Source organism: Paenibacillus sp. J2L1-98 (genome assembly GCF_056269405.1).
Genome location: NZ_JBWDNW010000012.1, coordinates 88,557 through 102,128, shown reverse-complemented (window position 1 = coordinate 102,128; position 13,572 = coordinate 88,557). Strand labels below are relative to the sequence as shown.

The following is a 13,572-nucleotide window of genomic DNA, read 5'->3' as shown; positions in this document are numbered from 1 at the left end:
ATCGCCACACGATGGTGCTGGCCGTTTACGCTTTTTTATGAATGGAAAGGGGAACTATCGATGACCAAACAACAGTTCAAAGCAGAATCGAAACGATTGCTGGAAATGATGATTAACTCCATTTATACGCAGCGGGAAATTTTTCTGAGAGAGCTCGTTTCTAACGCGAGCGATGCGATCGACAAACTATATTACAAAGCATTGACGGACGATCAATTGGTGTTTAACAAAGAGGATTATTACATCAAAGTGACCGCAGACAAGGCAAGCAGAAAGTTAACCATTACTGATACGGGGATTGGGATGACGAAGGAGGAGCTTGAGAATAACCTTGGGGTTATCGCTAAGAGCGGCTCATTTGCATTCAAGAAGGAAAATGAGCTGAAGGATGGCCACAATATCATCGGCCAATTCGGCGTTGGGTTCTATTCCGCATTTATGGTTGCGGATGAGGTAACGGTAGTGACGAAGGCGCTCGGCAGCGACGAGGCTTTCAAATGGGAATCAACGGGTACGGATGGATATTCCATCGAGCCGTGCGAGAAGGATTCGGTAGGTACTGAGATTATTTTGACCATTAAACAGAACACCGAAGACGACCAGTATGATGAATACTTGGAAGAGTACCGCTTAAAGTCGATTATTAAAAAATACTCCGATTTTATCCGGTACCCGATCAAGATGGATGTAAAAGGACAACGTCCTAAAGCGGACAGCGAAAACGAGTTCGAGGAATATCAGGAAGAGCAAACCGTCAACAGCATGGTTCCGATTTGGCGGAAAAATAAAAACGAGCTTACGCAGGAAGATTACGATCAGTTTTATTTCGAAAAACGCTACGGCTTCGATAAGCCGATTAAGCATCTCCATATTAGTGCCGATGGCGCTGTCGTTTATAATGCGATTTTATTTATCCCCGAAAATACGCCTTTCGACTATTACACGAAGGAATATGAGAAGGGACTGGAGCTTTATTCGAATGGCGTGCTCATTATGGATAAGTGCTCGGATCTGCTTCCTGACTATTTCAGCTTCGTGAAAGGGATGGTTGATTCTGAGGATCTGTCGCTTAACATTTCGAGAGAAATGCTGCAGCATGACCGTCAGCTGAAGCTGATCGCCAAAAACATCAACAGCAAAATCAAGAGCGCTCTGTTAAGCATTTTAAAGGATGAACGGGACAAGTACGAGTCATTCTATAAAGCGTTTGGCAGACAGCTGAAATTCGGGGTTTATAACGATTACGGCGTAAACAAAGATGTGCTGCAGGACCTGCTGCTGTTCTACTCCTCCAAGGAGAAGAAGCTCGTTACGCTGGATGAGTACGTATCGAGAATGGGCGAGGATCAGAAGTACATTTATTATGCTTCAGGAGAGTCGATTGAGCGGATCGAGAGACTGCCGCAAACGGAGCTCGTATCCGACAAAGGCTATGAGATTCTATACTTTACGGATGATATTGATGAGTTTGCGATCAAGATGGTCTCGAAATATAAGGATAAAGAGTTCAAATCGGTATCGAGCGGCGACCTAGGCATTGAACCGGACGCTGCGGATAACGAATCTGCTGCAGAAGAGGCTCAGCATAAGGATCTCTTTGAGCAAATGAAAACGATACTTAACAATAAAGTGAAGGGCGTCAAAGCGTCAAAACGGCTTAAAACGCATCCGGTATGCTTGTCTACTGAAGGCGAAGTTACGATAGAAATGGAAAAAATATTGAAGGCGATGCCGGGCAGCCAAGATGTTAAAGCGGACAAGGTGCTCGAAATAAACGTTAACCATGAAATATTCCAATCCTTGAAGGCTGCCTACGAACAAGATAAAGAGAAGCTGGGCCTCTATACGAGCCTGTTATACAATCAAGCGCTTCTCATTGAAGGTCTGCCGCTGCAGGATCCCGTGGAATTCACGAACGATATTTGCAAAATAATGGTTTAACTTAGCGAAAAGAATAGCCCGTACTGGATGAGGCCAGTGCGGGCTATTTTTCGTATAAGCCGGCTGCAAGATCACCTGATCCTTTAAACTGTCGTTATCCGCACGCGATAGCCCTTTCGGGTCATGCTAAACTTCTTGTTTTTAAGCGAAAATATATATAAAGCTTAAGGAAGGCGAGGAGAAGCATTTGGAAGATTGGGATAAGAAACGATCGTTTTGGTTATTTCTTGCTTGGGCGGCTGCTGTCATGGCGACGGCGGGAAGCTTGTATTTGAGCGAAGTGATGCATTTTGAACCATGCAGTCTTTGCTGGTTCCAGCGCATATTTATGTATCCGTTAGCGATTCTGCTCGGTATAGCGTATTCGAAGAGCGACACGGGCATCATTATGTATGTTATGCCTATGGTCGTGATCGGCGGAGGATTCTCGCTCTATCATACGGTGCTGCAGAAGCTTCCGCATGACTCGCCGCTTGCGGCTTGCGGGCCGGTCTCCTGCCAGGGCGACTATTTGAATTGGTTTGGTTTCATTACGATTCCGATGCTGGCGCTTGCGGCGTTTTTGATTATTTTGACGGCGCTGCTCCGCCTTCGTGCTTGGGCCGCTTAATAACCGCGTATATCGCGGTTATTTTATTTTTAATATAACGGGATATATTTAAGAGGAATAGAGCAGAATTTAGATATAATTTAGAAAGCTATAAATGGATAGATTTTGATATGTGAAATCGTAAAATATTATTTCATAATTCAATCTTAATTAAAAGCGGTGAAAAAAATGATTTCAATCGGCCTTGCAGGATGGGGTGATCACGACCTGATATATAGTAAGGGAGTTAAGCCTCAACAAAGACTAAGGGAATATAACAAATATTTTTCTGTAGTTGAAGTGGATAGTTCATATTACGCTATCCATAAAACTGAACTTTATGAGCGATGGATATCAGACACAACAACAAATTTCACCTTTCTAATTAAGGCGTATCAAGGTTTGACAGGACATACGCGCCAGAAATATTCCGATGCAGAAATGGATATAATGTTTCAATCTTTTAGGGAATCAATAACTCCTGTTATTGAAGCCGGAAAATTAAAAGCAGTCCTATTTCAATATCCCCCGTGGTTTGAATGTAATCGTGATCATGTAGACTTATTGCGTTTGACTAAGGACCGAATGAAGAATATTCCGTTAGCGCTTGAATTTCGTCATCAGAGCTGGTTTAGACCTGAAATGCGAGAGAAAACTTTACATTTTATGCGAAAAGAAGGGTGGATTCATAGTATTTGTGATGAGCCTCAGGTTTTCCCGGGTTCGGTTCCAACTATTTTAGAAGCATCCAATGAAGACTTAACAATATTACGGTTTCATGGCAGAAATACTAAGGGTTGGATCTCAGGCGGGGCGTCTAATTGGCGAGAAGTAAGGTATCTCTATCGTTACAGCAATGAAGAATTGCTTGAATGGAGGGATAATCTTGCGTATCTTCAAAAAAAAACGAAGGAAGTTTGTGTAATTTTTAATAATAATTCTGGTGGAGACGCTGCATCAAATGCATTTCAACTGATGGAACTCTTGGGTCAGAAGACAAAGGATCTTCCGCCACAGCAAATTGACTTATTTGAGTGAACGGTACTTTCCTTTCATTTTGTGTATAATCAATTAGAGTTGTTTTATTTTGCAACAGTCCATATTGATTATAAAGCGAGGATACAAAATGAAAATCAAAGTGTTGGCGATTGCCCCATATCTCGGTTTGAAGGGTTTGCTGGAAAGTATATCGCAAGAAGAGCCGCGGATCGAGATGGACATTGAAGTAGCCGATCTCCAAAATGCGGTTCCAATCATTACCGGAGCTAAAGGACGTCCCTATGACATCATCATCAGCCGCGGGGGAACCGCCTCCGTGATTAGAGAACATATTTCCACTCCGGTTGTGGACATTCCCGTCTCAGGATACGATATTTTACGCGTGCTTACCTTAGTCAAAGACTCCAGCACCAAGGTGGCCATCATCGGCTTTCCCAATATATGCTGCGGGGCAGCGGCCGTTTCGAGCTTGCTCGATTTTGAAATTCCGATCTATTCTATCGAGCATGCAACCGAAGTTCATTCCGCGCTGCAAACGGCTTTCAATCATGGCGCAAAAATCGTTCTTGGAGACGCGATTACGGTACGTACGGCAGAGGAGATGGGATATAACGGCATCCTTATTACTTCAGGCCGCGAATCCGTGCTCGAGGCACTGTCGGAAGTCAAACGCATCTATGACGCTCTATTGAAGGCCCGGGAAAACGAACGTTTTTTTGAGCATATGCTAGAGCATCACCGTACGGGCGTACTTGCGTTAGATAACCGTGGCGTTATCCGTTATGCCAATCATGCATCCTCGTTATTATTAGGTTACGACAGTTCGGTTATGCGCGGTATGAATCTTAGAGGCATCGATCCGATTTGGGGCCATTATTTGGAGGAAGCAGCCAAAAGCGATGTTGTCTCTGAGAATCAGCAAAAAACAAAATGGTTTTATAAACGTCAAATGAAGGTTGAAATTGTTGTGCCTGCCATAGCAAAGGAACAAACCTATTTAGTCTATATGTATCCGCTGGATAACCACGTTAAAAGCCCTCTTTCAGGCACCTTTGAAGTAACCGGCCGAATAGCTGCTTTTGCTCAGGTAATCGGTTCTAGCTTAACGATTCAACAAACGGTCAAACGCGCGAAATCGCTGGCCCAAACGGACAAGCCTATCTGGATTGTAGGGGAAGCCGGAAGCGGGAAAGCGTTATTTTCTCAAGCGATCCATTCCGCCAGCGGGCAAAGCGGCGATGCATTATACGTCATTCCATGCAACACGTTAACGGAATCCGAACAAGAGTCTATTTTATTTGGCACGGAAACAGCGCCGGGGCTGCTCTACATGGAATCGGTCGGCACGGTTTGCCTCCAGCAGGTCCAGCATACCAGTCAGCATTTGCAGCAAAGGCTGCTGGCCGCCATACAAGGCGGAGCCCATCCGCGCCTTATCGTCAGTTCCCTGCTTCCGGTAAAAGCCTTGTTGAAAAAAGAAGAACTGGCCGCCGATTTTGTCCAACAATTCGCTAATACCAGCTTGCAAGTACCTCCGCTTCGTGAGCGTCTGGAGGATATCGGTGAAATAGCACGCGTCTTAATCGCCAATTACAATTCCCGTCACGGCAAGCAAATTGTCGGTATACGGCAGTCTGTATTAGAAGACGATCTCATGCAGAAGCTATGGCCGGGCAATATACAGCAATTGAAGCTGGTCTTAGAGTGCATGCTAGCGGTTACGAATGGAAATTATATTGGCAGCAAGGAAGCAGCTGAAGGATGGCTAAAAGTAAGGGAGTCCATACAAACGGAAGCTGCCAGCCACAATGTGCTTTTAAACCTGTCGGGCACCTGGGAGGAAATCGAAAAGAGAGTTTTATGGGAAATCCTGCAACACGAAGGCATGAATCAATCCAAAACGGCTAACCGTTTAGGCATCAACCGCTCTACTCTTTGGCGAAAACTAAAGAATATGTTGCAATATTAAACACAAATGATATTGAACTGCAACAAATCACTCCTTATAATAAAAGTATAAAGCGCATTCAACTAAACGTGTTGCAAATTGCAACAATTTAATATAATGTGCTAAACACAATTGGAGGGGTTCAGCATGAAGATAAAAGCAACAATCGAACGAATTCCTGGCGGTATGATGATTGTTCCGCTAGTATTCGGGGCGATAGTCACCACTTTATTCCCCACTATGGGCACCACTTTCGGCTCATTTACAGGCGCTCTTATGACAGGAGCGTTACCGCTTCTGGCAGCGTTTTACGTATGTATGGGAGCAACCATTAATTTCAAGTCAACCCCATATATTCTGAAAAAAGGGGGAACCTTGCTAGCCACTAAAATCGCTACTGCTATGGCAGTCGGATTCATCGCTGCGCAGTTTCTGGGAAACGGGATGGTTAGCGGCGGTTTTTTTGCAGGGCTTTCCGTTCTGGCCATTGTCGCATCTATGAATGATACGAATGGCGGATTGTACATGGCATTGATGGGGCAATTCGGCAAAAAAGAAGATGTCGGCGCGTATTCCGTCATGTCCCTTGAATCCGGACCGTTCTTTACAATGCTTACATTAGGCATCGCAGGATTGGCCGCCTTCCCTTGGCAAACCTTTGTTGGTGCGATTTTACCGCTTATTATCGGAATGATTCTAGGAAACTTGGATAAAGAAATGCGTGAGTTTCTGGCCAAAGCCGTACCTGTTCTGGTTCCCTTCTTCTCCTTTGCGCTTGGCGCGGGCCTTAATCTTCATACGGTCTGGAAAGCAGGCTTCTTAGGCGTAGTACTCGGCCTCACCGTCGTTCTAATTACGGGTGTAACCTTGGTATTTACGGACCGTTTAATCGGCGGAAACGGAATTGCCGGATTGTCCGCATCTTCAACAGCCGGTAATGCAGCCGGGGTTCCCGCCGCGGTGGCTGCAGCCAATGCGGCTTATGCTCCACTTGTTCCATCGGCAACTGCCCTAGTCGCTTCCTGCGTTATCGTAACCGCCATCGTTACGCCGCTTGTAACCGCTTGGTACGCCAAAAAAATCGGAGCCAATAAACAAACCGTATAGCAAGGAGATACCATATTCATGAGGCAAATCGCAATTATTGCAGATGATTTAACCGGAGCGTCCGATTCGGGCGTTCAGTTCGCTAGAAAAGGCTTTGAGACCCAGGTCATTTTTAATACAGATCATTTTTCTACGGGCCTGGAGGAAATTGAAGTCATCGTTCTCGATACGGATAGCCGGTCGGTTTCCGGGAAAGCGGCCTATCAGAAGGCAGCGGCTGCTGCGGTTCAAGTCAATCAACTAGGCTTTAAGCATGTATATAAAAAAATGGATTCTACGCTGAGAGGCAACTTAGGCGCAGAAATAGACGCCGTCGCAGACACCATTCCAGTGGATTTTACGGTTGTTGCGCCCGCATTCCCGAAAATCGGCAGAACAACAAGAAACGGCGTCCATTATCTGAATGAAGTACCGATCGATCAGACTGAAATTGCACGGGATCCCAAGTGTCCCGTCACGGAATCAAACTTAGTAAAGCTGTTCGCTTCCCAATCGAAACGGAAAACGGGATTAATCCCGTTAGAAACCCTTCGTGCAGGAAAGGAAGCCGTTTTGTCCAGCATAAAAGTTTTGCTTCAGGAACAAATTGAAATGATTGTGTTTGATTCCGTTTCGGAAGAGGATATGCAGCAAATCGCTGAAATCATGGCGGCAAGCGAATATCGGATTCTATGGGTAGGATCGGCAGGTCTAGCAGACTACCTTCCAAAGGCGCTGGCTTTGTCGAACAGCAGCAATAAAGTCTTAAATCCGGTTATACCCGTCACCAATAAGCCCGTACTTTTAGTTGCCGGCAGCATATCTAAGGTAACCCGTAGCCAGGTTGCCGCGTTTAATCTAAGTTCGCAGGTGACAGCCGTGGAATTTAACACGGTTCCGGCCATTACGTCCGACGTGGGCTGTTCACAGGAAATCGAGCGATGCCGGACGGAGCTCCTGACGGCCATAGCTGCAGGCTCGGATGTGTCCCTTTATGCAAGCTCCTCACCCGAGCAGGTCCAATTATCCAAAGCGGCAGGCGCCGAAAGAGGTTTTGATTCTACGGAGGTTTCCAACCGGATCGCAGCTATTTTGGGCAGGATCGCTTCCGGTATTATTGGAGAGATTGAACTGCAAGGCGTTATTCTGACCGGCGGGGATACGGCTAAGGCCGTATGCAAGCATCTGAACGTATCCGGCATTCAGCTCGCCAGTGAGATTGAACCGGGGATTCCGCTGGGGCAACTCGTTGGGAACACGCCGTTGTGGGTAGTCACGAAAGCCGGCGCTTTCGGCAATGAAAATAGTTTGGTGCATGCCAAAGAAGCTCTGAAGGGAGAACAATCAAATGAATAGACCAATTATCGGAATTACTATGGGGGACGCTGCAGGCGTCGGCCCTGAAATCATTATGAAATCCTTGCATGATCCCCTTGTATATGAATCTTGCAGACCTTTCGTCATCGGCGATTCGAAAATCATGGAAAGAGCCGAAGGCATCGTCCAAACAGGACTGAAAATCCGTAACATTCATACCGTCTCGGAGGCGCAATTTCAATTCGGCACGGTAGACTGTCTGGATTTGGATTTAGTTCCGGCCGATCTTCTCATCGGACAAGTGTCTGCCGAGGCTGGACATGCTTCCTTCAGCTTTTTGAAGAAAGCGATCGAGCTTGCCAATGCCGGCGAGATCGATGCAATCTGCACAGCGCCATTGAACAAAGAAGCCCTTCACAAAGGAGGACATATTTATCCGGGTCATACCGAAATTTTGGCCGACTTGACCGGTACAAAGGATTTTTCGATGATGCTGTCCGCTCCAAAGCTGAAGGTTATTCACGTCACGACTCACGTTGGCATTATCGATGCCGTTAAGATGATCAATCCGGAACGCGTTTATAAGGTCATTCGCATGGCGCATGAAACGCTGCAAAAGGCAGGCTATGCCTCACCGAAAATCGCTGTCTGCGGCATTAATCCGCATGCCGGAGAAAATGGGCTGTTTGGTTATGGCGAAGAAGAAGAAAAAATCATTCCCGGCGTTAAACAGGCCCAAGAAGAGGGCATTCAAGCGGTTGGGCCCCTTCCGGCCGATACCTTGTTCTTCCGTGCGACGCGCGGCGATTTCGATATCGTCGTAGCGATGTACCACGATCAGGGACATGGCCCTATTAAAGTGCTTGGACTCGAGGCAGGCGTTAACATTACCGTCGGTCTGCCTATCATTCGGACCAGCGTAGACCACGGCACCGCGTTTGACATCGCCGGCAAAGGAATCGCTGACGAGCAGAGCATGAAGGAAGCTATCCGCCAAGCGATTGAGTTAGCTCCTAAACGCGTATAATTACTGATAAATTTCATATTATAAATAGGCAGGTTGAGGGGATTTCCCTTGATCTGCCGTTTTTTTATTAGAGAAATTTCTGAAAGCTCCGAACTTGTGATTAGCAGTAGAAATTCGCCTGAAATCATTTTAGTTCCTTATTCCTTAGCGAAAGCAACTCGCCCGCGTTAATATTTTCGTTTTAGTATCGATTTTTATTGTTTTTATATAATTTCTTGTTATAATAAATGTAATAATGTACGGTTTCTGATAAAGGGTGATCAAATGAAAATGTTCATTGAAGAACGAAGGAGCTCCATATTGGAGTATATCACGAAGAATACACGAGCAACCGTCAAGGAACTTGCCGAATATTTGAACGTATCAGAAGCTACGCTCAGAACCGACTTGAAAGAGATGGAAATGGACGGGCAGTTGACGAGAACCCATGGCGGCGCTACGCTGCCGGAGCAGCACAAACCTACTATGTTCGAATCCGGTTCGAGCTTTTCCGTTCGAGAGAAAAAAAACCATGAAGAAAAAATGCAGATCTGCAAACGTGCGGCGGAATATATTCAATCCGGCCAGTGCATACTTCTTGATGCGAGCTCTACTTCTCTTGAGCTAGCGCGCATTTTGAAGAAGCTGCCATTGCGTCTCACTGTTTTGACGAATGGCATGTATACCGCTATGGAACTGCAGGAAAACCCCAATTTCACGGTTATCATAGTTGGAGGTGTTCTTAGGCTTGGGGCTGTCGGCACGGAAGGCAACCTGGGCAGTGCGGTATTTAATCAGATTAATGTGGATACGATGTTTACATCGGCCAGCGGCTTTACGCTGGAGGATGGCTTAACGGATTTCAACGTATATGAAGTCGAACTGAAAAAGTCGATGGTCAAGGCTTCATCCAAGCTGATCTCCCTTCTTGACTACTCCAAATTGGGCAAATCCTCAATCGCATCATTCGCTCAGTTGGATCAGATTGATGTCATCATCACCAACGACAATGCAAATCCGGTTATTGTTGAAGAATTGAAAAAGAAAGGCGTGGACATCGTTTTGGTGCCTTCCGGTACTGAAAAGTCCGTCTGAACTGAGATTTCCGTTAATACTTCCAATACTCCCTTAGGGGAGTATTTTTTTTTGTCCAGCATGAGAGTCATCTTAAAACGAAAGGCAAGCTGAAAGCATTTTGGATAAAGACATCATTCAAAAAAAGAAAAGATTATAACAAGAGACGAATAGACAATGTCTATTAATTAATAAAATAAAATAGTAAAAAAAATAAAAAGAAAGAAATCAATTGACAAAGTGATAAAAAAGAATAAAATAAAGCTATAACAAAAAGAAGGAAGTGGGGGGGATTAGGTGACAACGTTATTGGAATTAAAACGGATAACGAAACAATTCTCCGGTGTGAAAGCGCTTAAGGGAGTGTCGTTATCATTAAAAAAAGGCACGGTACATGCATTGATGGGGGAAAATGGAGCAGGAAAGTCGACATTAATGAAAATTATTTCCGGTATATATTCGCCAGATGAAGGAGAGATCCACATTCGTGGAGAGAAGGTGGTGATATCATCTCCTGTAAAAGCACTTGAGTATGGTATAACGATGATCCATCAAGAGCTTACACCTGTTCCGGAGATGACGGTTGCGGAAAATATTTTTTTAGGGCGTGAACCATCACGGTTTGGCTTAGTAGATTTCAAAGAGATGCATAATAGAGCTTTGGAGTTGTTTAAAAGCATTGGCATTCAAGTCGATCCTAAAACGAAGATGAAGGATCTTAAAGTATCGGATATCCAATTAGTCGAAATCGCGAAAGCGTTATCATTTGATGCTGACGTTATTATTATGGACGAGCCTACATCTGCAATTACCGATCGCGAAGTTGAACAACTTTTCAAAGTTATCGCTGATTTGAAGGAAAAAGGGAAGGGAATTATATATATTTCTCATAAAATGAACGAAATATTTAAAATTTCCGATGAAATAACGGTTATGCGTGACGGGGAATATATATCAACAAAAGCCGCAAAGGATACAAGCAATAAGGAGCTCATCTCCATGATGGTGGGCCGGGAGCTGACCGATATTTTTCCGAAACTAAATCTCGAGCCTGGGGAAGTCATATTGGAAGTCTCGAATTTAGCTAAAGAAGGTGAATTTCACGACATCAATTTTCAAATCAAACGAGGCGAAATTATTGGTGTTGCCGGATTGATGGGCTCTGGTCGGACCGAAGTGATGCAAACAATTTTTGGTATGACAAAGCCTGATTCAGGTGAAATTAAATTTGACGGTCAAAAGGTGAATATTCAAAATCCTATGCATGCTATCCGACTTGGAATCGCGTTCGTTACGGAGGATAGAAAAAAGCAAGGTTTAAATTTACCTTCTTCAATCAGTCATAATATTACCATTTCATCCCTGGATGAGGTTTCAACTTCTGGTTTTATAAATGCTAATAAGGAAAAGCAGATCGTTGATGAGTATATCGAAAAACTGCGAATCAAAACCAGCAATCGTGATAAATGGGTTCAGTTCTTAAGTGGAGGTAATCAACAGAAGGTAGTCCTTGCTAAATGGCTCATGACAAAGCCGAAAATTCTTATTTTGGATGAGCCAACCCGTGGCATTGATGTGGGAGCGAAATTTGAAATCTATAAGTTGATGCATCAATTAGCGACTGACGGCTATACGATTATTATGGTCTCATCCGAATTGCCTGAAATACTCGGCATGAGCCACCGCATTCTAGTATTCCATGAACGGAAATTGGCCGGAGAATTAATGGGCAAGGAAGCTACGCAAGAATTAATTATGGAATTGGCTACGGGCCAAAGAACTTAAGGAGGGGAAAGTATGTCATCTGTTTCGGATCAAGCGGAACTAAACTTAAAGAAAAATCCAAGAAAATTTTCAGGGAAAGAAATCCTTTCAGAATATGGGGTATTGCTGGCTTTAGCGGTTATTTTTATTGGGTTATCTGTGATTAGTCCGGTCTTTCTAAGCGTTGATAATATTCTAAATGTACTGCGACAAACTTCGATTAATGGATTACTGGCTATTGGAGTCACTTTTGTCATTCTTACGAAAGGGATTGATCTCTCTGTTGGATCGATCGTTGCTTTTTCCGGTGTTATAGCTGCTTCCGTAGCTCAGACAGATACCTATCCATTAGCGTTAGTTATACTCATTGGACTCCTCTCCGGTATTTTCCTCGGTCTGATTAATGGATTTGTCGTTGCCCGTTGGAAGGTTGCGCCTTTTATTGTCACTTTAGGAATGATGAGCGTGGCGAGAGGATTAACCTTTGTATATAGCAATGGACGTCCCATTCCAGGGCTTTCGGAGCAATTTCAGTTTATCGGAAATGGTGCAATATTAGGGATTCCTGTTCCTGTTATCATTTTGATCTTGGTATTTATCTGTTGTTCGATTGTATTAAATAAGACCAAAATCGGAAGATATGTATATGCAGTGGGCGGAAACGAGGAATCGGCCGTTATCTCAGGCGTCAATGTAAAAAGAGTGAAGGTTTTCGTTTATACCATTAGCGGTTTGTTAGCTGGCTTAGCTGGAGTAATATTGACCTCCAGGGTTACATCCGGCCTTCCTCAAGCAGGCCAATCTTATGAATTAGATGCAATCGCTGCTGTTGTAATCGGGGGTACAAGTTTAGCCGGCGGCAAAGGAAGACTGTGGGGGACGTTGGTAGGAGCACTCTTCATGGGGGTTCTGAATAACGGTCTTGACCTTCTCAATGTGTCTTCCTACTATCAATTGATCATTAAGGGATTAATTATCGTAATTGCTGTTATGGCTGATACGAAATCCAATAAATAATAGACTATACATTCTGGAGGGTATAAACTGATGGATTACAAAAAATTATTCGATTTATCCGGTAAAGTTTCAATTGTTACAGGCGCAGCAACAGGGTTGGGACAATCAATGGCTGAGGCATTGGCATCGTTTGGATCTGATATCGTTATTGTAGACATGAATTTGGATTTGGCGAAAGAAACTGCCCAAAAAATCGCCTCCGTCTATCAAGTGAAGACACTAGCTATTCAAGTAGATGTCTCCAATGAAGAACAGGTGCAGAATATGGTCAGCGAGACTGTCGCACAGTTAGGCAGTGTGAATGTATTAATCAACAATGCGGGTATTTGTCAAAAAATTAAAGTGGAAGAACAGACGCTATCGCAATGGAAAAAAACGATGGATGTCAATGTGAACGGCGTCTATCTTTGCGCCAAATATGTCGGTTTACAAATGATGAAACAAGGCGGAGGTTCCATCATTAATATCGCATCCATTTCCAGTTACATTGCGAATACAGAGGCGCAATGCGCTTACAATGCTTCGAAAGCGGCTGTCGAGATGATTACCAAATGCTTGGCATCGGAGTGGGTAAAGCATAACATTCGTGTCAATGCAATTGCTCCCGGTTATATGAAGACGGCAATGACGAAACCGATATTTGCTGAAGGAGGTGAACTTGCACATGTCCTTGAGTATGTCCCGATGAAACGTTTGGGAAATCCGGAAGAATTAGGTGGGGTTGCGGTTTTGCTTGCGTCTGATGCTTCGAGCTTTACAACAGGATCAACATATTTGGTAGACGGTGGGTACACGATTCATTAGACATATGATTAATAAAAATGGGGGATT

The 13,572-nt window shown here is 44.3% G+C and carries 11 protein-coding genes; all 11 read left to right on the top strand.

The annotated features are described in order from the left end of the window. Window positions 1-60 precede the first annotated feature (60 nt). Complete coding sequence (htpG, locus tag AC0YNZ_RS20410) at window positions 61-1,941, top strand: molecular chaperone HtpG (RefSeq protein WP_475828344.1); 1,881 nt, start codon at window positions 61-63, stop codon at window positions 1,939-1,941. A gap of 187 nt (window positions 1,942-2,128) precedes the next feature. Continuing rightward, window positions 2,129-2,551 (top strand): disulfide oxidoreductase, encoded by a 423-nt coding sequence (locus tag AC0YNZ_RS20405; protein WP_475828343.1) that lies wholly within the window; start codon window positions 2,129-2,131, stop codon window positions 2,549-2,551. A 168-nt stretch (window positions 2,552-2,719) separates the two neighbouring features. After that, entirely contained in the window at window positions 2,720-3,568 is an 849-nt protein-coding gene (locus AC0YNZ_RS20400) for a DUF72 domain-containing protein (protein ID WP_475828342.1), read from the top strand. 88 nt (window positions 3,569-3,656) lie between these two features. Continuing rightward, the gene (locus AC0YNZ_RS20395) at window positions 3,657-5,498 is read left to right on the top strand and encodes a PrpR N-terminal domain-containing protein (protein ID WP_475828341.1); all 1,842 of its coding nucleotides are present in this window, start codon (window positions 3,657-3,659) and stop codon (window positions 5,496-5,498) included. A gap of 126 nt (window positions 5,499-5,624) precedes the next feature. Then, window positions 5,625-6,584 (top strand): 2-keto-3-deoxygluconate permease, encoded by a 960-nt coding sequence (locus AC0YNZ_RS20390; protein WP_110772852.1) that lies wholly within the window; start codon window positions 5,625-5,627, stop codon window positions 6,582-6,584. Between the two features lie 18 nt (window positions 6,585-6,602). Next, window positions 6,603-7,919: a four-carbon acid sugar kinase family protein gene (locus AC0YNZ_RS20385; RefSeq protein WP_475828340.1), complete on the top strand. Its 1,317-nt coding sequence runs from the start codon at window positions 6,603-6,605 to the stop codon at window positions 7,917-7,919. After that, complete coding sequence (gene pdxA, locus AC0YNZ_RS20380; protein ID WP_475828339.1) at window positions 7,912-8,907, top strand: 4-hydroxythreonine-4-phosphate dehydrogenase PdxA; 996 nt, start codon at window positions 7,912-7,914, stop codon at window positions 8,905-8,907. The genes AC0YNZ_RS20385 and pdxA overlap by 8 nt, the downstream gene beginning before the upstream one ends. Window positions 8,908-9,171: 264 nt before the next feature. Continuing rightward, on the top strand, window positions 9,172-9,981 hold the full coding sequence (locus tag AC0YNZ_RS20375; RefSeq protein WP_475828338.1) for a DeoR/GlpR family DNA-binding transcription regulator: 810 nt from the start codon (window positions 9,172-9,174) through the stop codon (window positions 9,979-9,981). A gap of 276 nt (window positions 9,982-10,257) precedes the next feature. After that, complete coding sequence (locus tag AC0YNZ_RS20370; protein WP_475828337.1) at window positions 10,258-11,745, top strand: sugar ABC transporter ATP-binding protein; 1,488 nt, start codon at window positions 10,258-10,260, stop codon at window positions 11,743-11,745. Between the two features lie 12 nt (window positions 11,746-11,757). Next, on the top strand, window positions 11,758-12,741 hold the full coding sequence (locus AC0YNZ_RS20365) for an ABC transporter permease (protein WP_475828336.1): 984 nt from the start codon (window positions 11,758-11,760) through the stop codon (window positions 12,739-12,741). A gap of 30 nt (window positions 12,742-12,771) precedes the next feature. Beyond that, entirely contained in the window at window positions 12,772-13,545 is a 774-nt protein-coding gene (locus tag AC0YNZ_RS20360; RefSeq protein ID WP_475828335.1) for an SDR family NAD(P)-dependent oxidoreductase, read from the top strand. Window positions 13,546-13,572 lie beyond the last annotated feature (27 nt).

Bases quoted from the DNA above. Each gene is read 5' to 3' on its own strand.
- htpG (WP_475828344.1), top strand. From the start codon at position 61: ATGACCAAACAACAGTTCAAAGCAGAATCGAAACGATTGCTGGAAATG.
- AC0YNZ_RS20400 (WP_475828342.1), top strand. From the start codon at position 2,720: ATGATTTCAATCGGCCTTGCAGGATGGGGTGATCACGACCTGATATAT.
- AC0YNZ_RS20395 (WP_475828341.1), top strand. From the start codon at position 3,657: ATGAAAATCAAAGTGTTGGCGATTGCCCCATATCTCGGTTTGAAGGGT.
- AC0YNZ_RS20390 (WP_110772852.1), top strand. From the start codon at position 5,625: ATGAAGATAAAAGCAACAATCGAACGAATTCCTGGCGGTATGATGATT.
- AC0YNZ_RS20385 (WP_475828340.1), top strand. From the start codon at position 6,603: ATGAGGCAAATCGCAATTATTGCAGATGATTTAACCGGAGCGTCCGAT.
- pdxA (WP_475828339.1), top strand. From the start codon at position 7,912: ATGAATAGACCAATTATCGGAATTACTATGGGGGACGCTGCAGGCGTC.
- AC0YNZ_RS20375 (WP_475828338.1), top strand. From the start codon at position 9,172: ATGAAAATGTTCATTGAAGAACGAAGGAGCTCCATATTGGAGTATATC.
- AC0YNZ_RS20365 (WP_475828336.1), top strand. From the start codon at position 11,758: ATGTCATCTGTTTCGGATCAAGCGGAACTAAACTTAAAGAAAAATCCA.
- AC0YNZ_RS20360 (WP_475828335.1), top strand. From the start codon at position 12,772: ATGGATTACAAAAAATTATTCGATTTATCCGGTAAAGTTTCAATTGTT.